The organism is Nocardioides sp. P5_E3, assembly GCF_054049275.1.
The window spans coordinates 40,524-60,769 of sequence record NZ_JBFUMR010000003.1; the positions used below are offsets into that span (position 1 = coordinate 40,524).

Sequence of the window (20,246 nt, forward strand, 5' to 3'; positions counted from 1 at the left end):
GATGAACTCTCCGGGTCCGGTGGGTCAGAGGTTCAGCTGATGGCCACGTCGAACGGCTGCGCGCCGGTTGTTGACGCCGAGCTTGGCGTAGATGTGCTGGGTGTGGGTGCGTACGGTCGCCAAGGACACGTGCAGGTGTCGCGCGATCGAGGGGCCGTCGAGGTCTGAGGCCAGCAGTCGCAGCACGTCGAGCTCGCGGCTGCTCAGTGTCGCGACGAGGGCCCACGGCTCTCCGGACGGTTCAACCACTGACACGTCGGCGGCAGTGGCGGCTGGTGGATGCTGCGCGTGCACCTGTGCCGCGGGCTGGCCGGCCGACGCGTCGACGGTGCGGGCGAAGGCGGACGCCGATCCAGGCAGGAGGGTGAGCAGCTGGTGCACGCGAGGTCCCTCGCCCATGAACGGACGAACCCAGTCGCGCGGCTGAGCCAGCTCGAGGGCCAGCCGCAATCGGCGTACGGCTTCCTCGGTTCGGTCCGCCCGGTCGTGGGCGACCGCCTGGAGGACGAGGCTTTCGACCACCACCGCGGTCCGTCCACCAGTGTCGGCCGCCTGGTGCAGCCGTTCCAGCAGGTCGAGGGACTCCGACAGCTGGTTGTCGTCGTGGGTGTCGGCATGCTCGGCCAGCAGGAGGCGGGCCAGCGTGACGTGCTCGAACTCGCGCAGGTACGTGACCTCGTCGCTGGCAGCCACCCCCGCTGACGTGGCCCAGCTGCGTGCGGCGGTGAGGTCCCCAGCGTGGATGAGGAGCCGGGCGCGGACGGCTGGGACCGGCCGTACGACGGGTGAGAAGTCGCTGTCGAACAGGCGTTCAGCCTCATCAAGCAGGATGTCCGCCGAGGCCAGGTCGCCCTGCGCTTCGCGGAGGTGGGCCATCGCCACCCGCCATCGGTACGGCTGCTGCGGAAGGCCGGCGGACTCGCCGAGGTCTGCGGCGCGGTTCAGGTCTTCCTCCGCGGCCGTGGTGTTGCCTCGTTCCCATTCGACGCGGCTGAGCGCCACCCACATGTCCGCGGTGCCGCGCAGGACCGCATCGCCGCGAGTAGTGCCGCCGAGCTCCAAGCCGTGACGGGCGGCGCGGTGAGCCTCGTCCAAGCGACCCAGCTGCAGGTCCAGATCCACCAGCGTCACGATGCAGGCGAGCACGTCCGAGGTGTGCCCGGCGGCAGCCAGGCAGTCGGCTGAGGTCCGGTACGCCTCGAGCGCCGACGCCAGGTCTCCACCGGCCCACGCGGCCAGACCCTTCAGGGCAGAAGCCGCACCAGCGGTCAGGTGGTCATCGGCGGGCGCTCGAGCGAGCGCGGTCTCGGCGTGGGTGATGGTCGCGTCGTGGTCTCCTGTCACCAGGGCGAGCCCTGCCCGGTGGGTCGCCAGCACCGCCGGCAACCTGCGCCACTCGGCCTGGTTCCGGATGACGAACGTGTCCGGCGCCGCATCGAGAGACGCTTCCAACGCGTCGAGCCGGGGCCCGACCCCGTTGAAGGAGCCGGTGGCCATGAGGGCGCCGATGAAGTCGTTCGCCAGGACCGGACGCTGGGCGAGCACATCGGGGGGAAGCTGGGCCAACCAGCTGCGCAGGGTCCCCTCAGCCCGGTGGCGACGCAGATCTGGTGCCGCGACTTCGATGAGGTCGGCTGCACGGTCGACGTCGTCGGCCGCGAACGCGTGACGGACCGCGGGTTCCAGGTGTCCGGCCTGCTCGTACCAGCCGCTGGCCCGGCGATGCAGCCCCGGCACGTCCTCGGGGCGCTCGGCGAGGAGCCGGGAGAGCAGCACGTCGGCGAACAGGTGGTGGTAGCGGTACCAGCGGCGTTGGTCGTCCAGCGGGATGAGCAGCAGGTTGCGTCGTTCGAGCGTCTCGAGGAAGCCGCGTCCGCCGGTTCCTGCGGTGACCGCGTCGCACAAGGCACCGCTCAGGCGATCCAGGACGGAGGTGTCCAGCAGAAAGCGGCGCAGGCCTGCCGGTTGCTGGTCGAGCACCTCGTCGACCAGGTAGTCCACGACGAACCTGTCATCCCCAGCGAAGGTTGCGATGAACGCCCCTGAGTCATCGTGCCCGTGCAGCGACAGGGCAGCGAGCTGCAGTGCGGCGACCCAGCCCTCGGTCCGCGACTCGAGTGCCTCTACGTCGGAGGTCGAGAGCCTGAGGTCGTGGACGGTGTTGAGGTAGGTCTCGGCCTCGTCGGTGGTGAAGCGAAGGTCGCTGGCGCGTATCTCGACGAGCTCGCCGCGCGCCCGCAGCCGGGGGAGCGGCAGGGCCGGGTCCGCCCGCGTGCTGATGATCAGGTGCAGCTGCGGTGGTCGATGGTCGAGGAGGAACGACAGGGTCTCGCCGACGTCGGGGGTGTCGGCGAGGTGGTAGTCGTCGAGGACCAAGGTCACGTCGTCCGGGCGGACACTGAGCTCGTTGATGAGCGAGGTGATGACGTCCGCGAGGAGGCCATGACCCCCTTCCAGCTGGCTCAGGGCGGCTGCGGCGCACCCCGGGCTGGCGACGTCGAGAGCCTGCAGCGCATAGCTCCAGAACCGGGCCGCATCGCCATCCCGCGTATCCAGCGACACCCACGCCACCGTCGTGCCGTGCGCGCCTTCGGCGACCCGTTCCTGCAGCGCTGCCGCCAGCAGCGTCGTCTTCCCGAACCCCGCAGGTGCTGACACGAGGATCAGTGCTGCGTCGCGGCCGCGGTGGAGCGCGCCGCTGAGGCGGGGACGGGGGACGAGCGCGCGCCGAGGTCGCGGAAGCAGGAGCTTGGTCTGCACCAGAGCATCCACCACTGGCGCTCCCTCCTGGCGACGAGTCGTGCCGGTTGAAGCGTAAGGGGAGCACCATCCGCCCGTTGGTCTCTGGTCAATACCACCGCCGACTCGACTGCCGCGGCCGGCCGTGGTGGGACATGCTGGGTCACACCATCTGCCTCGGGCGACCGTACGGAGCACGCATGCCCGGCCCCGACCATGGCAGCGCTGATCGCGCTGCGAGCACCAGCCCACCCGGGGGCCGCCCTCCTCCGGCACAGGGCTGGTCCGCGCCAGAGCGGGTCGGATGGCGGTTCGTCACCCTGTACGCGCTCTCGTACACGGGCGGTTCGCTGCTGTTCCTGGCGCCGTTGTTGGTGTCCTTGGCCCTGAAGGTGAACGACCTCGTCGGCATCGAGGCTGCTCCCCGCAACCTGGCCGTGGTCACCGGCATCGGGTCGTTGTTCTCCATCGTGGCCAACCCGCTGTTCGGGCGGCTCAGCGATCGCACCACCTCGCACGTCGGGATGCGACGCCCGTGGATGGTGACCGGGGTGGCTCTCGGAGCGGCCGGGACCCTGACCGTCGCCACCGCTACGAGCATGACGGTCGTGCTCGTCGGTTGGTGCGTGTGTCAGGTGTTCTTCAACGCCACCCTTGCCGCTCAGGCCGCCGTTCTGCCGGACCAGGTTCCGTCCGAGCAGCGGGGGATGGTCTCCGGGCTTCTCGGGTTGAGCGTGCCTGTGGCGTCGGTCGTCGGCACCTACCTCGTCCAGGCATTCAGTGGCTCGATGCTGCTCATGTTCCTCGCGCCGTGCGCCGTCGGAGGGGCCGCCGTCCTGCTGTTCGCGTGGCGGCTGCCAGACCGTCGACTCGATCCGCAGGACAAGCCTCCCTGGTCCTTGCGGCAGCTGGCCGGAACCTTCTACGTCAACCCTCGACGCAACCCTGACTTCGCATGGGCCTTCCTCAGCCGCTTCCTCTTCGTGATGGCCTACGCGTTCCTGGTGACCTACCAGGCCTACTACCTGCTGGCTGAGGTCGGCAGTGCGGAGTCCGACGTTCCGCGGCAGGTCTACCTCGGGACGGTCGTCCAGTCCCTCTGCCTTGTCGTCGTCGCACCTCTCGCAGGCCGCCTGTCGGACCGTGTGGGACGCCGGAAGCCGTTCGTGATGGCGGCGGCCGTCGTCTACGCCGCGGCGCTCGTGATCGTCGCCGCTTCGAGCAGCGTCGAGGGCTACCTCGTGGCCATGGCCGTTGGAGGGTCCGGCTTCGGCATGTACATGGCCGTCGACCTGGCCCTGGTGGTCGACGTGTTGACCGACCCGCTCAACGCCGCGAAGGATCTCGGCGTCCTCAACATCGCAGGGGCATTGCCCTTCGCCCTCGCGCCCGCCTTGGCGCCGGGACTGCTCGCCCTCGGTCACGACAGCTACTCCGTGCTGTACGCGGTAGCCGCCGCATGCGCCCTGGCCGCAGCGGTTGCGGTGCTGCCCATCCGAGGAACTTCGTAGCCTTCCGCGGGCGTGGGGCAGCCCACCTGTGGCTGTGTGGCTGGTCCCATCCCGTTCGGGTGTCGGGGCCACGACACTCGGGGTGGAGGTGGTTGCGATGGCGGCGGTGACTGTGGTGGTCGTCGACGACCAGATCACCTTCCTGCACGCCATGGCCACGGTGGTCGAGGAGACTCCCGGCTTCTGCGTCGTGGGGATGGCCTCCTCGGGGGAGGAGTCGCTCCTGGTGACGGATGCTCTGCGTCCGCACCTCGTGCTGATGGACGTCAACCTGCCCGGGATGGACGGGGTCGAGGCGACGCGACGTCTTCGCAGGACCACCCCGACGACCGTGGTGGTGCTGCTCTCGACCTACGACGACGACGCTGGTGAGGAGTTCGTCAACGACTCCGGCGCGGCGGCGTACGTCACCAAGTCGGCGTTCGGACCGGCTCGGCTTCGCGCGGTCTGGGCAGCTGCGGAGCGCCGCGGCGAATGAGCGGCAGCCAGGCGTCGAGCGCGACCCGGCCGCTCTCGACGTGCATCGACACGGTCCCGCCGGTGGCTTCGACGCGGTCGCGGATGTGACTGAGCGGAAGCGCCCCGTCCTCGTGACCAGTGACGACCACCCGTAGCCGATCGTCTTCCACGGACAAGGACACGACGACCGGTCCACCCATGTCCCGGACGGCCTCGGCGGCGCAGAAGTACGCCGCGGCCTCGACGCGCGGGTCGAAGCGCCGGCCGCTGGCCGAGTCCTCGACCGCCAGGCGATGGGTACCCGCAGTGCGCGTGAGCAGGGAGCCGACGGCTGTCGGAAGGCCGGATCGGGCGAGCTGGGCCGGGAACACGCCGCGGGTGATCTCGCGGAGCGCCTCGAGCGCGCTGTTGAGCGAAGCGACGAGCGGGTCGAGGTCCGTGGTGGCCGGCGTGGTTGCCGCGTCCGGCGCGATGGCGAGCTCGTGCAGGCGGTCCGCAAGGGGCTGCAGGTGCGGCACGACCTGTCGCGCGATGTCTCGTTCGAGCCGACGGCGTTCGGCGTCGCCGGCACTGATGAGGCGCACCCGGGAGCTCTCCAGCTCCTGGTTTCGCTGGCTGAGCTGTTTCACCTGGCCTGCGAGCTCGGCAGTCAGCCTGGCGTTGCGGAAGGCCAGTCCGGCTTGGTCGGCCAGGTCTGCGAGGAGGCCATGCTCTCGAGAACGTAGTGGCTGACCGGTCGGCATGGCGACGGAGATGGTGCCGAGACGCTCGGCCAGGTGAACCACCGGTACCTCCAGCTGCTCGGCTGTGAGGTCGGCGCCTGTGTGGACGGGCCAGGAGGCTGTGAGGTCGAGACCCGCGTCGACGTGGAGGACCACTGAGGCCCGGCGGGCACGAACTGCCCGGCCTGCGGCTTCGGCCACAGACGGAAGCAAGTCGATGGGGTCTGGACTCTCGCCGAGGCGGCGGCTGAAGTCCTCGAGAGCTTCGTAGGGTGCTGCCGCGGTACCGAAGGCCAGCCGGTCGGCGATCCGGACGACGCGGCTGCGCAGCGGCTGAAAGGCAATCGCCACGACGGCTGTTGCGAGCAGCGAGGGCCAGAAGCCGACGGTGCCGTCCACGAGGAGCCCGACGGTGACCACGACGAGCACGTAGCCCACGGCCACCAGGGCAGTCGCCAGCGCCACGGTCAAGGCTCGGCTGATGATGAGGTCGATCTCGAGAAGTCGGTGACGCAGAACCGCGACCGCCACGCAGACGGGAACCATCACCTGAGCCACTCGCAGCGGCAAGCCGGCCAACCACGTCCCTTCGACTCCGGTGATGCGCGGGACAGCCAGGATCACCACGACGCCGACAGCCAGCATCGCGGCCGCCGAGGCGATCCACAGCAGCTGACGGCGGACGTCGTCGCGGGAGCGACGCAGCCGGAGCAGCAGGGAGACAGCCGAGGCGACCAGCCCGACCGCGACCAGCATCCAGCCCACCGTCAGCAGGGGTGCAGTGAGCGCGCGGGTGCTGTCTCGCTGGCCGTAGACGAAGTCGCCCGGAGGCGTCGAGAGCGTTCCGAGGGTGTGCAGTGTCAACCCGGCCAGCGTGATCCCGACCGCCCATCTCCAGCGGGGCGACAAGAGGTGCCCGTCTGGTGCGAGAAGGAAGACCAGCACCAGCGCGGAGAAGGCCGGCCATCCGAGCAGCGGCCCCGCCCACAGCGCCACGTGTCCCCAGGAATCTGGACCCGGACCGCCCCCGTCGAGCACCCAGACGCCGTACGCCTCGGCCGCCAACGTCACCGCGAGCAGGCTGGCCACGCACAGGAGCCAGCCGAGAGGGTGCCGGGGATGGCGCGACACGATGAGAGCGCCCATGAGGGCGCAGCCCAGGTTGGCGATCGGAGCCAACGGCCACCCGTGCTCCGCCCACGTGGACTCGCTCAACAAGGACCGGTGCGCCGCGGTGAAGACGGTGTCCAGGACGGTGGCGAGCACGGTGAGGGCGAACACGGCCCAAGCTGTTCGTACGAGCACGTCAGACCGCCTCGGGGGACACGAGCGCCGTGACGGTCGTACCGGTGCCTGCGAGCGACGCAACCGTCACGGTGCCACCGACCGCGTCCAGCCGGTCGCGCATGTTCGACAGGCCGGCGCCGGCGTTGTGCACGCTGTCAGGGTCGAAGCCGGTGCCGTCGTCGGTGACCGCCAGGTGGATCGTGTCCCGGTCGTCGCTGAGGCGGACGGCCACTGCGGCCGCCCCCGAGTGCTTCGCGGCGTTCTGGACCGCCTCCATGCAGCAGAAGTACAAGGCGGCCTCGACCGCGGCCGGGAGTCGCCGGGTCCCGTCTGCCGTGACGGTCACGGGGATCGCACTCGCCGTGACGCCACTCAGCAGCGCCGGCACCAGACCCTTGTCGGAAAGCAGCCGGGGGTAGATCCCGCGGGACAACGACGACAGCGTCTCGATCGCTACCGTCGCGGCGTCCCCTTGCCGGGCGAGCAGGTCTGTCGCCCGTTCCGGGGCATGCTGCGTGAGCGTCTGCACCAGCCGCAGGTTGACCGCCAGGGCCACGAGGTGCTGCTGCGCGCCGTCGTGCAGGTCCCGCTCCAACCGTCGCCGCTCGGCGTCCTGGGCCCCGATGAGCCGCTCGCGCGACGCGGTGAGGTCGTCCTCGCGCTTCTCGAGGTCGCGGTGCTGCCGCTCCAGCTCGGCCCTCACGCCTGCCAGCCGCAACATCAGCCCGGCCCGGCTCGCCAGCGCACCGAACAGCCGCTCCTCCACCGACGACAGCGGCAGGCCGGGGCGCTCCTGCAGGCGAAGCACGCCGAGCAGCTCCCCATCATGCGCAACAGCCAGCGCCCGCCGATCCGATCCGGTCGCGTCCCGGGCACCTGGTCGAGGCTCGGGAACGGTCGTCGCCTCGTCGGCGTCGCTCGGCCACGACGCCGCCAGCGTCGGCCGGCCCGAGACCACCAACCAGACCTGTGCCCACAGGGCTCCGGTGCCTTCGGCCAGCAGACGGGCCATCCGCACCGGCGGCTCCTCGCTGGAATCGCCGTCAAGAGCGCCGTCTGACGCGCCGTCCGAGAACCGGGTGAGGATGTCGTACGCCGCCGGAGCCCCGTCGCCGGGACCCCGCACCCACCTGTCCAGCGCGGCCTGGACGGGAGCGAGCGACAGCGCCACCACCACCGTCGCCGCCACCGAGAGGGCCAGGCTGGGGGAGTCGGTGTGACCGATGAGGGTGCCGCCGCCTCGCACGACGAGGACGTAGACGCCCACGACGAATCCGGTGAGGCCGAGCAGGACCACCAGTCGGCGCCCGCCACCTCTGGGCAGCCACGCAGCGCTGCGAACGGTCCTCATGGTGCAGTGTGCGCCTGATCTCCGGGGAGGGGGAGGGTCCAGGCCGAACCCCGGGAGTGGGGGTGGCCGCACCCCCGTCCCCGGGAGCGGTCAGCGGCGGGGACCCGACGCCTCGAGGTAGGCGAGGACGGCCATCACACGTCGATTGGTCTCGTGCTCCTCGGCCAGTCCGAGCTTCTGGAACACGCCACCGATGTGCTTCTCGACGGCACGGTCGCTCATGAACAAGGTCTTCGCGATGGTCGCGTTGTTGCGGCCCGTGGCCATGATCGCGAGAACTTCCCGCTCGCGGTCGGTGAGCCCCAGCAACGGACCGTCATCGGCTCGACGGGCGAGCAACGCCTCGACCACCAGCGGGTCGAGGACGGAACCGCCACGAGCCACCTCTCGCAGTGCGCGGACCAGCTCGTCCAGATCGCTGACTCGCTCCTTGAGCAGGTAGCCCCGCCCGGCCACGCCATCGCTCAGCAGGTCGAAGGCGTAATCCTCCTCGACGTACTGCGAGAGGACGACGACGCCGACCTCGGGATGCTCGGCGTGGATCCGTCGTGCCGCCTCGATGCCCTCGTCCGTGTGCGTCGGAGGCATCCGGATGTCGGTGAGCACCGCGTCGGGTGAGTGGGTGGACACTGCGGCGAGGAGCTGCACGGCGTCGGCCACGACGTCGACGACCTCGATGTCCTCGGCCTCCGCCAGGAGCGCAGAGACACCCTCGCGGACCAGGTAGTTGTCGTCGGCGAAGACCACACGCAGCGCCATGCGCCGACTGTAGTGGTGGTGCTGGCCGTCAAGGGCCGTCGTGCTGGCCCCAGCAGCGCTGCTGTCTGCCCCATCGTGCTCCTCGCATCGTCTTCGTAGCGTCGAGGAATCCCGAACTTCCGACCTGAGGAGCCCGACATGTTGGTCAATCTCGCTGACTGGTGCTTCCGTCGTCGCCGCCTGGTCGTGCTCGCCTGGCTCGGTGCGCTCGCGGCGTCCTTCCTCCTCGCCGGGGCCTTCGGTGGAGACTTCCGCCAGGACTACCTGCAGCCCGGGTCCGAGTCCAGAGCCGCGGCGGACACCTTGCATGACAGCTTCCCCCAGCGATCCGGCGACACCGTCCAGATCGTGCTGCACAGCGACGACGGCGTGTCGTCGCCCAACGTACGAGCCCGTGCGGACGAGGTGTTCGCCGACGTCGCAGAAGACGCCCACGTCGTCGGCATCGCCAGCCCGTTCGCCGCTGACGGTGCGGCGCAGGTCTCGGAGGACGGCACCACGGCCTACGCCGACGTCGCCCTCGACATGACCGTCGACGAGTACACGCCGGCTCGAGCGGCGGCGTTGGTCGACCCCATTCTCGCCGCGGGTGACGACAGGCTCCAGGTCGAGGTCGGCGGCCCGGTCGCAGCACTCTCCCAAACAGCCCCCGTCGGCTCTGAGGTCATCGGGCTGATTGCGGCCGCGATCATCCTGCTGGTCACCTTCGGCTCCGTCGTGGCGATGGGGCTACCGCTGCTGACCGCGCTGTTCGGGCTCGGGATCGCGATGACCCTCGGCGAGGTCCTCCGGCGGGTGGTCGACGTCCCCGCCTGGGCGCCGGCGACCGCGGCCATGGTTGCCCTGGGGGTGGGCATCGACTACGCCCTCCTCATCGTCACCCGCTACCGCAGCAGCCTCGCCGCCGGGCAGGACCCCCGAGGCGCCACCGCCACCGCGATGGGGACGGCCGGGCGCGCCGTCCTGTTCGCCGGGATCACGGTCGTGGTCTCGATGCTCGGCATCCTGCTGATGGGGCAGCCGGCCATGAACGGGTTCGCGTTCACCGTGGTGCTCGCGGTGCTGGTCACCGTCGCCGCATCGCTGACCCTGCTTCCGGCTGCACTGGGCTTCACCGGGCGCAGCATCGAACGCCTGCACGTGCCGTTCGTGAACAGGAACGCCCGCTCGTACGACGCCTCAAGGTGGTTCCGGTGGAGCCGCTTCATCCAGCGCCGCCCGTGGACCGCGGCGATCGGTGGGCTGGCCGTGCTGCTGGCCCTGGCAGCGCCGTTCCTCGGGATCCGGTTCGGCTTCCCCGACGCCCAGAACGACGCGCCAACCTCCACCAGCCGGCGGGCCTACGACCTCCTCGCGGATGGCTTCGGGCCTGGCTTCGCTGCACCCATGGTGCTGACCGTGCAGGGCGGCACCGGCGACCTGCGGGCCTCGGCCGACGCACTGGGCGACACCCTGAGTCAGGTCGATGGCGTTGCGTACGTCGCCCCGGCCGGCCTCAACGACGCCGGAGACACGGCGGTGCTCACCCTGACGCCCACCACCTCGCCCCAGAGCCCGGCCACCGAACGCCTCGTGGACGCGCTTCGCCACGACGCCATCCCGGCCGCCGCGACAGCGACCGGACTGTCCGTCCATGTCGGTGGGATGGTGGCCGCCAACGTGGACTCCACCCGCTGGACCGGTGACCGGCTGCCGATCTTCTTCGGCGGAGTGCTGCTGATGTCCTACCTGCTGTTGGCGATGGTGTTCCGCTCAGTCCTGGTGCCGCTGAAGGCCGTCGTCATGAACCTGCTCGCGACGGCCGCCGCGTTCGGCGTGCTCGCGCTGGCCACCAGCGGCGGACCACTCGGAGACCTGGTCGGCATTCCCGAAGCGACCCCCGTGCCCATCCAGCTCCCGATCGGCATCTTCGCCATCCTGTTCGGGCTCTCCATGGACTACGAGGTGTTCCTGCTCTCGCGCATCAAGGAGGAGTACGACCGCACCGGCGACAACGCCCTCGCCGTCGCCGACGGGCTGGCCAAGTCGGCTCGGGTCATCACGGCCAGCGCAGCCGTGATGGTGACCGTGTTCTTCTCCTTCGTGCTCGGCGAGGCAGTGCTGACGAAGATGTTCGGCCTGGGCCTCGGAGCTGCCATCCTCATCGACGCGACCCTCGTCCGACTCGTGCTCGTGCCCGCCACGATGGAGCTCCTCGGCGACCGCAACTGGTGGCTCCCGGGCTGGCTCGACCGGCTGCTGCCGCACCTCGACGTCGACGGCCGCGCCGCGAACAGCGACGAGACGTCCCTCCCCCAGCCGGCACCTCCCGCCGTTCCGGAGCCCGTAGGAAGCGGGGCCGCGCGATGATCACCGCCGAAGGCGTCACCACGAGATACCGAGGCACCACCGCTGTCGACGACGTCGGCTTCACGGGTGCTGGTGTGGGACGTGACGCCCACGCCTCTTCGTCTTCCACCAGGCACTCACCGCAGAGCAGTGGACCCAGATCACCGTCACCGGTGCCACCTGGCTGGTCGCGCCGCTGGCGATCGGACTGCTCCTCGTCATGCGCGCTGAGGTCAAGTGACCCTGCGTTCGGTGAATCCCCTCCATCCTCGAAAGGAAACGCCATGAAGCACGCCATCTCAGACAAGACCCACACCATGCGGGCGATGGTCCAGGACCAGTACGGCTCGGCCGACCTCTTGCGGCTGGAGCACATCGCCCTGCCGCAGATTGCCGACAACGAGGTGCTCGTTCACGTCCGCGCCGCCGGTCTCGACCGAGGTACCTGGCACATGATGGCCGGTCGGCCCTACCTGCTCAGGATCATCGGTTTCGGTTTCAGTCGGCCGAAGAACCGCGTGCCCGGCCTCGACGTCGCCGGCACCGTCGTCGAAGTCGGGTCAGCGGTCACCAGATTCGCCATGGGCGACGAGGTCTTCGGTATCTCCCGCGGGTCGTTCGCCCAGTACGCCGCCGCCCGAGAAGACAAGCTGGCACCCAAGCCCGCCAACCTGTCCTTCGAGCAGGCCGCCGTCGTTCCGGTGTCGGCAGGCACGGCCCTGCAGGCCCTGACCGACGCCGGCAGGGTCGAGGCCGGGCAACGAGTTCTCGTCATCGGTGCCTCCGGGGGAGTCGGAAGCTATGCGGTGCAGCTGGCCAAGGCCTTGGCCGCCGATGTCACCGCTGTGTGCAGCACCGCGAAGCTCGACTTCGTGGCGTCTCTGGGCGCCGACCACGTCATCGACTACACGTCTCAAGACTTCGCGGCCGGCCCGATTCGGTACGACCTCGTCCTCGACCTCGGCGGCAACACGTCGCTCTCCCGACTGCGACGGGCACTGACACCGCGAGGAACGCTGGTCATCGTCGGCGGCGAGGCAGGCGGCAGATGGACCGGCGGCTTCGGCCGTTCCCTTCGAGCCCCGCTGCTCTCGCTGTTCGTCACGCAGCGGTTGACCATGCTCGCAAGCAAGGAGCGAGCCAGTGACCAAACACGACTCACCGCCTTCATCGAAGCAGGTGACGTCACACCCAGCATCGACCGCACGTATCCGCTGTCTCGCGTCCCAGATGCCCTGCGCTACCTGGAGTCCGGCGCCTGCAGAGGCAAGGTCGCCATCACGATGTGACGGTACTGCTGACCGCGTTGCCCCCAACTGGGGGCAAGGGCTGGAACGGATCGAGCCCCTGACCGCATCTCTGCAGTCAGGGGCTCGATCCATCAGGGTGAGTAACGGGACTTGAACCCGCGACATCCGCCACCACAAGGCGGCGCTCTACCAGCTGAGCTATACCCACCATGTCCCGCAGCTGGCGCTGTGGACGACGAGAAGTGTAGGACACTCAGTCCGTGGGGCCGGAATCGGCGTCCGTGTCCGGGCCGAGGCCCGTCAGCTGCCCGCCGTGGCGCGCGGCGATCTCCTTGGCGCTGGCGCTGTCCGGGCCGGGCTGCGGGACGAAGACGGCCTCGCGGTAGTAGCGCAGCTCCTCGATGCTCTCCTGGATGTCGGCGAGCGCGCGGTGGTTGCCACGCTTGGTGGGGGCGGCGAAGTAGGCGCGGGGGTACCACCGGCGCGAGAGCTCCTTGATCGAGGAGACGTCCACGATCCGGTAGTGCAGGAACGACTCGAGCGCCTGCATGTCGCGGGCCAGGAATGCGCGGTCGGTGGCCACGGTGTTGCCGGCGAGCGGCGGCCGGCTGCCGTCCGCGCAATGCTCCTTGATGTAGGCCAGCACCTGCTCCTCGGCGTCCGCGAGCGTCGTACCGCCGTCGAGCTCGTCGAGCAGGCCGGACTTCTCGTGCATCGACCGGACGAACTCCACCATCTGGTCGAGGGACTCCTGCGACGGCTTGATGATCACGTCGATGCCCTCGCCGAGCACGTTGAGCTCGAAGTCGGTGACGAGTGCCGCCACCTCGACGAGCGCGTCGGCTCCCAGGTCGAGTCCGGTCATCTCGCAGTCGATCCACACCAGTCTGTCGCTCACGACGGGCCACCCTACTTGGCCCGGCGTGGACGCTCTCAGGCTCGACTCAGCCTCGCCTCATATGGTCGGGGGCGTGAAGGACTGGTTCGGCCTCGTCGCGCGCCTGGCGACGGGGGGCGTGTGGATCGCGGCTGGGGCGCTCAAGCTGCCCCATCCTGCCGACAGCGTCCGAGCCGTGCGGGCCTACGACCTGCTGCCGGAGGCGATCGTCCCGACGGTCGGGCACCTGCTGCCCGTCGTCGAGATCGTCGTCGGCCTGTGCCTGGTGCTGGGCGTGCTGGTGCGCGGCGCCTCCGTGGTCTCGGCGCTGCTCTTCCTGGCCTTCATCATCGGCATCTCGAGCGCCTGGGCGCGCGGGCTGTCCATCGAGTGCGGGTGCTTCGGCGGAGGCGGGGAGATCCCCGATGCGGCCGCCGCCTACCCCGGTGAGATCGCGCGCGACGTCGGCCTGCTGGCGCTCAGCCTGTGGCTCGTCGTACGCCCGGCGTCCCGGCTCGCGCTCGACAACGTGCTGTTCCGCACCGCCCATGACCCGTCCACCGACCCCACCACCGATCACATCACCGATCACGAAGGAAGATGCCTCGATGGCGCAGAAGAAGAGCTCGCACAGGACCGCTGACGAGAAGGCGGCGACCGCGGCCAAGCGGGAGGCGCGGCGGGCACGGACCGAGCGCTCCCGGGCCGAGGCCGAGGAGCGCCGCAAGAAGGCCAAGCGCAAGGAGCAGCTCACCCGCTTCGGCCTGATCGGTGCCGCGCTGCTCCTGGTCGTCGGCGGCTACTTCCTGATCAGCAACCTCGGCTCCGACAAGCCGGACACCGCGCCGGCCGGTGCGACCAGTGACTACGGCATGGTCGTCGGCGACGCCGACGCCCCGAAGTCGATCGTCGTCTACGAGGACTTCCTCTGCCCGTTCTGCGGCCAGCTCGAGCAGACCGTCGGCGACCAGCTCGACGCCGCCGTCGAGGCGGGCGAGGTCAATGTCGAGTACCGCCCGCTGCCGTTCCTCGAGCGGATCAGCGACTACTCGCCGGAGGCCGCCAACGCCTTCGCCGTGGTGCTCGACGAGTCGGGTCCCGAGGTCGCCAAGGCCTTCCACGACCTGCTCTTCGACAACCAGCCTTCCGAGAAGGGCCCGTTCCCCGACAGCGACCAGCTGGTCGAGTGGGCCGTCGAGGCCGGCGCGACCGAGGCCGACGTCCGTCCCGGCATCGAGGACATGACGTTCGAGGGGTGGGTCAACGGCGCGGGCGACGCCGCCTCCAAGGCCGGCGTCAACTCCACCCCGTCGGTCTTCGTCGACGGCGAGAAGGTCGAGGGCCAGACCATGGCCGAGATCGCGGAGGCGATGGTCGGCACGGGCAGCTGACGTCCCCTCTGGGACACTGCGGGGCGTGAGCCTCCAGTCCTTCATCGCCGGCCTCCCCAAGGCCGAATTGCACGTCCACCACGTCGGGTCGGCGTCGCCGCGGATCGTCTCCGAGCTCGCGGCGCGCCACCCGGCGGCGGGTGTGCCGTCCGACCTCGAGGCGCTGCGGGAGTTCTTCACCTTCCGCGACTTCGCCCACTTCATCGAGGTCTACCTCGCCGTCGTCGACCTGGTCCGCACGCCCGAGGACGTCCGGCTGCTGACCTACGAGGTCGCCCGCGAGATGGCGGAGGGCCAGAACCTGCGCTACGCCGAGCTGACCTGCACGCCGTACACCTCCGTGGCGCGCGGCATCCCCATCCAGGCCTACACCGAGGCCATCGAGGACGCGCGGGTCGCGGCCGAGCGTGACTTCGGGCTGGTGCTGCGGTGGATCTACGACATCCCCGGCGAGTCCGGGATCCCGGCTGCCGACGCGACGCTGGAGTATGCGCTCGAGCACCGCACCGACGCCCTCGTGGGCTTCGGCCTGGGCGGTCCGGAGATCGGGGTGCCGCGGGCACAGTTCAGCCCCCACTTCGACGCCGCCCGGGCCGCCGGGCTGCGGTCCGTGCCGCACGCGGGGGAGACGACCGGTCCGGAGACGATCTGGGAGTCCCTGCGCCTGCTCGGCGCCGAGCGGATCGGGCACGGCGTCTCGGCCGCCCAGGACCCCGAGCTGCTGGCGCACCTGGCCGACACCGGCATCGTGCTGGAGGTCTGCCCGACGTCCAACATCGCGACGCGGGCAGTGGACCGCATCGAGGACCACCCGCTGCGGACCTTCGTCGAGGCGGGTGTGGCGGTGACGATCAACTCCGACGACCCGCCGATGTTCGCCACCTCGCTCAACCACGACTATGCGGTCGCGGCCGACCTCCTCGACCTCGACGAGGCGGGAGTGGCCGACCTGGCGCGGGCGGCCGTCGACGCGTCGTTCGCGCCCGCGGACGTGAAGTCGCGGATCACCGCCGAGATCGAGGCGTACGCCGCCCGCTGAAGCCTGCCCGGCGGGTCAGGTGTCTGCGCGGCCGCGGGCCCCGCGGTGGGTCGGCAGCTGCTTGGCCGCGCGGACGTTGGTCGGGTCGAGCACGGCCATGACATACAGCAGCGCGCCGATGCCGGCGAGCACGCCGAGCACGGTCAGGAGGCTCAGGCCCAGGTCGTACGACATCAGGGACTCCGATCTGGTGGGGGAGTGGGACGGCGGCCCCGTACCCGTGCCAGGACGTCGCATGAGTGGACCTTCACCCTCAGGGCGGTGACTGCGGGGGTAACTGGGAGTTCGCCCCCCCCGATCTACCCCAAGGGGTATGACCGGTCCGGGACAGCCGTGCCAGCGTCGAGCTCAGGGAGCGGCACCTGCTGCTCTGCGGGAGGCGTTCACACTCGGAGGGGAACATGAACCAGTTCACACACGTAGCACGGCGGCTCGTCGCAGGGACCGTCGTCGCCCTGGCCATGACCGTCGGACTGACCTCGCTCACGGTGGCCGGTTCCTCGGCGGCGGAGACGTCGAGTCGGGGCGTGGTCGGCAAGTCCGACCTCGGCAAGATCACCAGCACGGTGGTCGGCAAGACCTCGAACGGCGACAAGGTCACCGGCTCGTTCACGCCGATCAAGACGATCGATCGTGACGGCGTGCTCTACATGAAGGGCTTCCTGAAGGGCGTCATCCAGGACGCCGGGCCCAACACGAAGTTCTCGGGCCTGCAGACCATCCCGATCAAGAAGATCAACGGCAGCGCCGTCACCGACGGGCGCGTCGCCGCCAACGCCGGTGCCTGCGACATCCTCAACCTGGTGCTCGGTCCGCTGGACCTGAACGTCCTCGGCCTGGAGATCCACCTGCAGCGGGTCGTTCTCGACATCGTCGCGGTCGCCGGTGCCGGCAACCTGCTCGGCAACCTGCTCTGCGCGGTGGCCGGGCTGCTCGACGGTGGTCCGCTCGCCGGGCTCCTGGGCCAGCTCCAGACCCTGCTGAACCAGATCCTGGCCGCCCTCAACCTGGGCGTGTGACGAACCACCTGGACAGCTGACACACGCGACGGCCCGGAGCCGGAGGTCGAGACCTCCCGCTCCGGGCCGTCGTACGTCCGCGGCGCGTGTCGCGCCGGGCAAGCATTCGGCCCCGCTACCTCATACGTGGCGGGGCCTGACCACATCCTGATGGGGCGGGGCCACCTCGTCGGGGAGGCTGCCGGGCGTGTCGGATCCCGCGACCAACGTAGGCAGTTCGCCCGCACGCTCCCGGGCGCACCATGAAGGCAGTTCGTGACGCCGTCGAACGAAGTCACGCTCAACACGCCGGGACAAGCGGCGAACTGCCTGCACGGTGTCGTGACGATCACCGATTTTGCGCCCCCGGCAGGACTCGAACCTGCAACCCACGGATTAGAAGGCCGTTGCGCTATCCATTGCGCCACGGGGGCTGAGCGCGGTCAGTATCCCAGCAGCGGTCGACCCGCGTGCCGTGAGGGCGTCACGGCACGCGGGTCGATGGTGTGTGGACGAGCGGTCAGGCGAGGGCGGGAGCCGGCTCCCGGGTGTCCTCGTCCTCGCGCCAGGCGTCGCGCCCGCGCGGGGCGTCGTACGTCGCCTGGTCGAGGATGCCCTCGCGCTTGGCGACGATGGTCGGGACCAGCGCCTGGCCCGCGACGTTGACCGCGGTGCGGCCCATGTCGAGGATCGGGTCGATGGCGAGCAGCAGGCCCACGCCCTCGAGCGGCAGGCCGAGGGTGGAGAGCGTCAGTGTGAGCATGACGGTGGCGCCCGTGACACCGGCGGTGGCGGCCGAGCCGATCACCGAGACGAACGCGATGAGCAGGTAGTCGGTGACCGAGAGGTCGAGGCCGAAGAACTGCGCGACGAAGATCGCCGAGATCGCCGGGTAGATCGAGGCGCATCCGTCCATCTTCGTGGTGGCACCCAGCGGCACGGCGAACGACGCGTAGGAGCGCGGGACGCCGAGGTTGCGCTCCGTGACCGACTCGGTGACCGGCATGGTGCCGATCGACGAGCGCGACACGAAGGCCAGCGAGATCGCCGGCCAGGCGCCGGAGAAGAACTGGCGCACCGAGAGGCCGTGGATCCGGAGCAACGCCGGGTAGACGCCTGCGACGACCAGTGCGAGGCCGGCGTAGACCGCGACGGTGAACATGCCGAGCGAGCCGAGCGCGTCCCAGCCGTAGCTGGCGACCGCGTTGCCGAGCAGGCCGACGGTCGCGACCGGCGCCAGCAGGATGATCCACCACAGGACCTTCTGCACCACGGCGAGCGCGGAGCGGACGAAGCCGAGGAAGGGGTCGGCCGCCTCGCCGACCTTGAGGGTCGCGATGCCGACGGCGATCGAGACCACGAGGATCTGGAGCACGTTGAACGAGAAGCCGACCGAGCCGTCGCCGTTGTCGTAGCCCTCGAGGCCGAGGACGTTGGCCGGGACCAGGCCAGTGAGGAAGTCGAGCCACGAGCCCGTCGTCGACGGCGCCGAGGCGGCGTCGGAGGTGACGCTGGTGTGGTCACCCGGCTGGAGGACCAGGCCGAGGACGATGCCGATGACGACCGCGATGAGTGCGGTGATGGCGAACCAGGCCAGCGTCCGCCAGGCGAGGCGGGCAGCGCCCGTCACGTCGCGCAGGTTGGCGATCGAGGCGACGATGGCGAGGAAGACGAGCGGGGGCACGACGGCACGCAGCAGCGTGACGAAGGTGCCGCCGATGGTGCTCAGCGTCTCGGTGAGCCAGTTGGGGTCGACCTCGCCGGTCGTGGCGTCCACGCCGTCCGCGCCCATGGCGCGGGCGACGAGACCGAGGACGACGCCGAGGACCAGGCCGATCAGGACCTGGACGCCGAACGAGGGGGTTCGGAAGCGGGTGGGCTTCTTCTCCGCCGTAACAGAAGTATTCATACTGAAAAAGTAACCTTTCGAATCCGCACGGTCGCAACCGGGCGGGGGACGCAGGAGGGTCGAGGTCAGTCGAGGATGCGTCCGAGGCGACAGAGCGCGCTCTCGGTGCGAGCGAGGTCGACAGCACGACGCTGCGTCAGGAGGTCTCCGACGCTCGTGGAAGTGGTCGTGGCGGTTCGCACGTCCAGCCCAACGGCAGGTTCATACTTTCGATTCCGTGGTTCGCGTCACAACGAGGGCGACGACGCCCTTACCCTCCGGCCCATGTCGCTCCGGCACGGCGCTCGGCTCGCCGCCCTCCTCGCTGCATCCGCGGTGCTGCTTCCGGCCGCCGCTCACGCCGAGAAGGTCGTGACGCACGACCCGGTGGGGGACGTGGACGTCGTCGGCTGGCTCGCGGACGAGGACGCCGAGCTCCCGCCGACGCCCGACCCGGCGCCCGCCGACATCGTCCGCACCGCCGCCGCGCACGGGGAAAGGCGGCTCAGCATCGAGGTCCACTTCCGCGACCTCGCGGACACGCGGACGCTGTCGACGCGGATCCTCGTCCGGACCCCGGCCGGCGCCTTCCGCATCGAGGTCGACAAGGAAGAAGGACGGCGGGCGCAGACGACGCTCAGTCGCCGGTGGGAGACCGTCGAGTGCCGCGCCCTCCGCGCACGGCTCGACGCCGGTGCGGACGTGGTCGCCGTGTCCGTGCCCACGGCCTGCCTGTCGTCGCCGCCCTGGGTCCGGCTGGGCGTGACGGCCTCCGCGCCGCTCCCCAGCACCGACCCCGTCGTGCTCGCGTCCACTGTCGACGACGGGCACCGCGACTCGTTCCGCTTCCGCAGCATCGGAACGGGGCCGAAGATCCACCGCGGGTGACCTCCATGCACCTGCGACCAGCACCCGCCCCGACCCGGGGCTCTACCAGAACGGACACGATGAACCACCGACTCGGCGTACGCGTCCTCGCAGCACTCCTTCCCGCTGCCCTGCTCCTGCCCGCTGCGGCCCACGCCGATCAGGTGACCGTGGACGACGCCGTCGGCGACGCCAAGGCCGTCAACATGGCCCTCGCCTTCGGGGAGCTGTTCGACGGGTCGACCGCGGAGGGGCCGTTCTTGCTCGACGCGCCCGCCGAGACCTCGACCGACGTCGTCCGCACCACGATCGACCATGCCCGCAAGCGGCTCACCCTGACCGTGCAGTTCCGCGACCTCGTCGCCGCTACCGGGCGCTCGGTCGAGTTCCGCATCATCACCCCCGCGGGTCGGTACGCCCTCGGCGTCCAGGAGATGGCCGGCCGGACGAGGGCCGACCTCTACCCCCTGGGTCGCCGCGACAGCTCCGTGGTCGTGTCCGACGACGGCTCGGTCACCGTCACCCTCACCGACGAGCCGAAGCCCTGCCGCACCGTGCGCGCCCGCTACGACATGGTGGCCGACACGCTGACCGCGTCGGCGCCCACCTCGTGCCTCGGCTCGCCGAAGTGGGTCCAGGTCTCCGCCGGCGTCAGCCGCACCCAGGTGACGCCGCAGCCGGACGGCTCGGCCAACATCGCGGGCTACGCCGACGACGCCTTCCGGGGCAGCCTCAGCGAGAACAGCTTGGGCCGCAGCCCGAAGGTCCGTCGCGGCTGAC

At 70.3% G+C, this 20,246-nt stretch carries 17 protein-coding genes and 2 tRNA genes; 10 read left to right on the plus strand and 9 right to left on the minus strand.

Annotation, left to right across the window (positions count from 1 at the left end):
* Window positions 1-24 precede the first annotated feature (24 nt).
* On the minus strand, window positions 25-2,991 hold the full coding sequence (locus ACXJKB_RS02180; RefSeq protein WP_457184980.1) for a LuxR C-terminal-related transcriptional regulator: 2,967 nt from the start codon (window positions 2,989-2,991) through the stop codon (window positions 25-27).
* On the opposite strand from ACXJKB_RS02180, the gene ACXJKB_RS02185 reads away from it, so the two are divergent.
* Window positions 2,940-4,250: an MFS transporter gene (locus tag ACXJKB_RS02185; RefSeq protein WP_457184982.1), complete on the plus strand. Its 1,311-nt coding sequence runs from the start codon at window positions 2,940-2,942 to the stop codon at window positions 4,248-4,250. The two genes, ACXJKB_RS02180 and ACXJKB_RS02185, sit on opposite strands and share 52 nt — an antisense overlap.
* Window positions 4,251-4,347: 97 nt before the next feature.
* Complete coding sequence (locus tag ACXJKB_RS02190) at window positions 4,348-4,728, plus strand: response regulator (RefSeq protein ID WP_457184984.1); 381 nt, start codon at window positions 4,348-4,350, stop codon at window positions 4,726-4,728.
* On the opposite strand, the gene ACXJKB_RS02195 is transcribed toward ACXJKB_RS02190, so the two are convergent.
* The 3 genes from ACXJKB_RS02195 to ACXJKB_RS02205 form a co-directional block, all read right to left on the minus strand.
* Window positions 4,658-6,520, minus strand: a complete 1,863-nt coding sequence (locus ACXJKB_RS02195) for a hypothetical protein (RefSeq protein WP_457184986.1) — start codon at window positions 6,518-6,520, stop codon at window positions 4,658-4,660. The genes ACXJKB_RS02190 and ACXJKB_RS02195 overlap by 71 nt on opposite strands.
* 217 nt (window positions 6,521-6,737) lie before the next feature.
* On the minus strand, window positions 6,738-8,069 hold the full coding sequence (locus tag ACXJKB_RS02200; protein ID WP_457184988.1) for a sensor histidine kinase: 1,332 nt from the start codon (window positions 8,067-8,069) through the stop codon (window positions 6,738-6,740).
* A 90-nt stretch (window positions 8,070-8,159) separates the two neighbouring features.
* On the minus strand, window positions 8,160-8,828 hold the full coding sequence (locus ACXJKB_RS02205) for a response regulator transcription factor (RefSeq protein ID WP_457184990.1): 669 nt from the start codon (window positions 8,826-8,828) through the stop codon (window positions 8,160-8,162).
* A 138-nt stretch (window positions 8,829-8,966) separates the two neighbouring features.
* On the opposite strand from ACXJKB_RS02205, the gene ACXJKB_RS02210 reads away from it, so the two are divergent.
* On the plus strand, window positions 8,967-11,177 hold the full coding sequence (locus tag ACXJKB_RS02210; protein WP_457184992.1) for an MMPL family transporter: 2,211 nt from the start codon (window positions 8,967-8,969) through the stop codon (window positions 11,175-11,177).
* On the plus strand, window positions 11,174-12,445 hold the full coding sequence (locus ACXJKB_RS02215) for an NAD(P)-dependent alcohol dehydrogenase (RefSeq protein WP_457184994.1): 1,272 nt from the start codon (window positions 11,174-11,176) through the stop codon (window positions 12,443-12,445). Before ACXJKB_RS02210 ends, ACXJKB_RS02215 begins: the two co-directional genes overlap by 4 nt.
* A gap of 96 nt (window positions 12,446-12,541) precedes the next feature.
* Here the strand turns inward: ACXJKB_RS02215 and ACXJKB_RS02220 are convergent.
* Window positions 12,542-12,614: transfer RNA gene (locus ACXJKB_RS02220), tRNA-His, on the minus strand.
* 45 nt (window positions 12,615-12,659) lie between these two features.
* Window positions 12,660-13,304, minus strand: coding sequence for an oligoribonuclease (orn, locus tag ACXJKB_RS02225; RefSeq protein WP_457184996.1), 645 nt, complete (start codon window positions 13,302-13,304; stop codon window positions 12,660-12,662).
* Window positions 13,305-13,377: 73 nt separating this feature from the next.
* Between orn and ACXJKB_RS02230 the strand changes: the two genes are divergently transcribed.
* From ACXJKB_RS02230 to ACXJKB_RS02240, 3 genes are read left to right on the plus strand one after another with little or no spacing between them, the layout of a single operon-like run.
* A complete protein-coding gene (locus ACXJKB_RS02230) occupies window positions 13,378-13,926 on the plus strand; it encodes a MauE/DoxX family redox-associated membrane protein (protein WP_457184998.1) in 549 nt (182 codons plus the stop codon).
* Window positions 13,892-14,674, plus strand: a complete 783-nt coding sequence (locus ACXJKB_RS02235) for a DsbA family protein (RefSeq protein ID WP_457185000.1) — start codon at window positions 13,892-13,894, stop codon at window positions 14,672-14,674. Before ACXJKB_RS02230 ends, ACXJKB_RS02235 begins: the two co-directional genes overlap by 35 nt.
* 25 nt (window positions 14,675-14,699) lie before the next feature.
* On the plus strand, window positions 14,700-15,713 hold the full coding sequence (locus ACXJKB_RS02240; protein WP_457185002.1) for an adenosine deaminase: 1,014 nt from the start codon (window positions 14,700-14,702) through the stop codon (window positions 15,711-15,713).
* Window positions 15,714-15,728: 15 nt separating this feature from the next.
* Here ACXJKB_RS02240 and ACXJKB_RS02245 read toward each other — a convergent pair whose 3' ends face one another.
* Window positions 15,729-15,887 carry a hypothetical protein gene (locus tag ACXJKB_RS02245; RefSeq protein WP_457185004.1) on the minus strand — a complete coding sequence of 53 codons (159 nt, stop codon included), beginning with the start codon at window positions 15,885-15,887 and terminating at the stop codon, window positions 15,729-15,731.
* Between the two features lie 227 nt (window positions 15,888-16,114).
* Here ACXJKB_RS02245 and ACXJKB_RS02250 point away from each other — a divergent pair, with 227 nt between their 5' ends.
* Window positions 16,115-16,732: a hypothetical protein gene (locus ACXJKB_RS02250; RefSeq protein ID WP_457185006.1), complete on the plus strand. Its 618-nt coding sequence runs from the start codon at window positions 16,115-16,117 to the stop codon at window positions 16,730-16,732.
* A gap of 340 nt (window positions 16,733-17,072) precedes the next feature.
* On the opposite strand, the gene ACXJKB_RS02255 is transcribed toward ACXJKB_RS02250, so the two are convergent.
* Both ACXJKB_RS02255 and ACXJKB_RS02260 read right to left on the minus strand, forming a co-directional pair.
* Window positions 17,073-17,145 (minus strand) — tRNA-Arg (locus ACXJKB_RS02255).
* A gap of 86 nt (window positions 17,146-17,231) precedes the next feature.
* Window positions 17,232-18,620, minus strand: coding sequence for a dicarboxylate/amino acid:cation symporter (locus tag ACXJKB_RS02260; RefSeq protein ID WP_457185008.1), 1,389 nt, complete (start codon window positions 18,618-18,620; stop codon window positions 17,232-17,234).
* 264 nt (window positions 18,621-18,884) lie between these two features.
* Here ACXJKB_RS02260 and ACXJKB_RS02265 point away from each other — a divergent pair, with 264 nt between their 5' ends.
* Entirely contained in the window at window positions 18,885-19,487 is a 603-nt protein-coding gene (locus ACXJKB_RS02265) for a hypothetical protein (RefSeq protein WP_457185010.1), read from the plus strand.
* A 59-nt stretch (window positions 19,488-19,546) separates the two neighbouring features.
* Window positions 19,547-20,245 carry a hypothetical protein gene (locus ACXJKB_RS02270; protein WP_457185012.1) on the plus strand — a complete coding sequence of 233 codons (699 nt, stop codon included), beginning with the start codon at window positions 19,547-19,549 and terminating at the stop codon, window positions 20,243-20,245.
* Window position 20,246 lies beyond the last annotated feature (1 nt).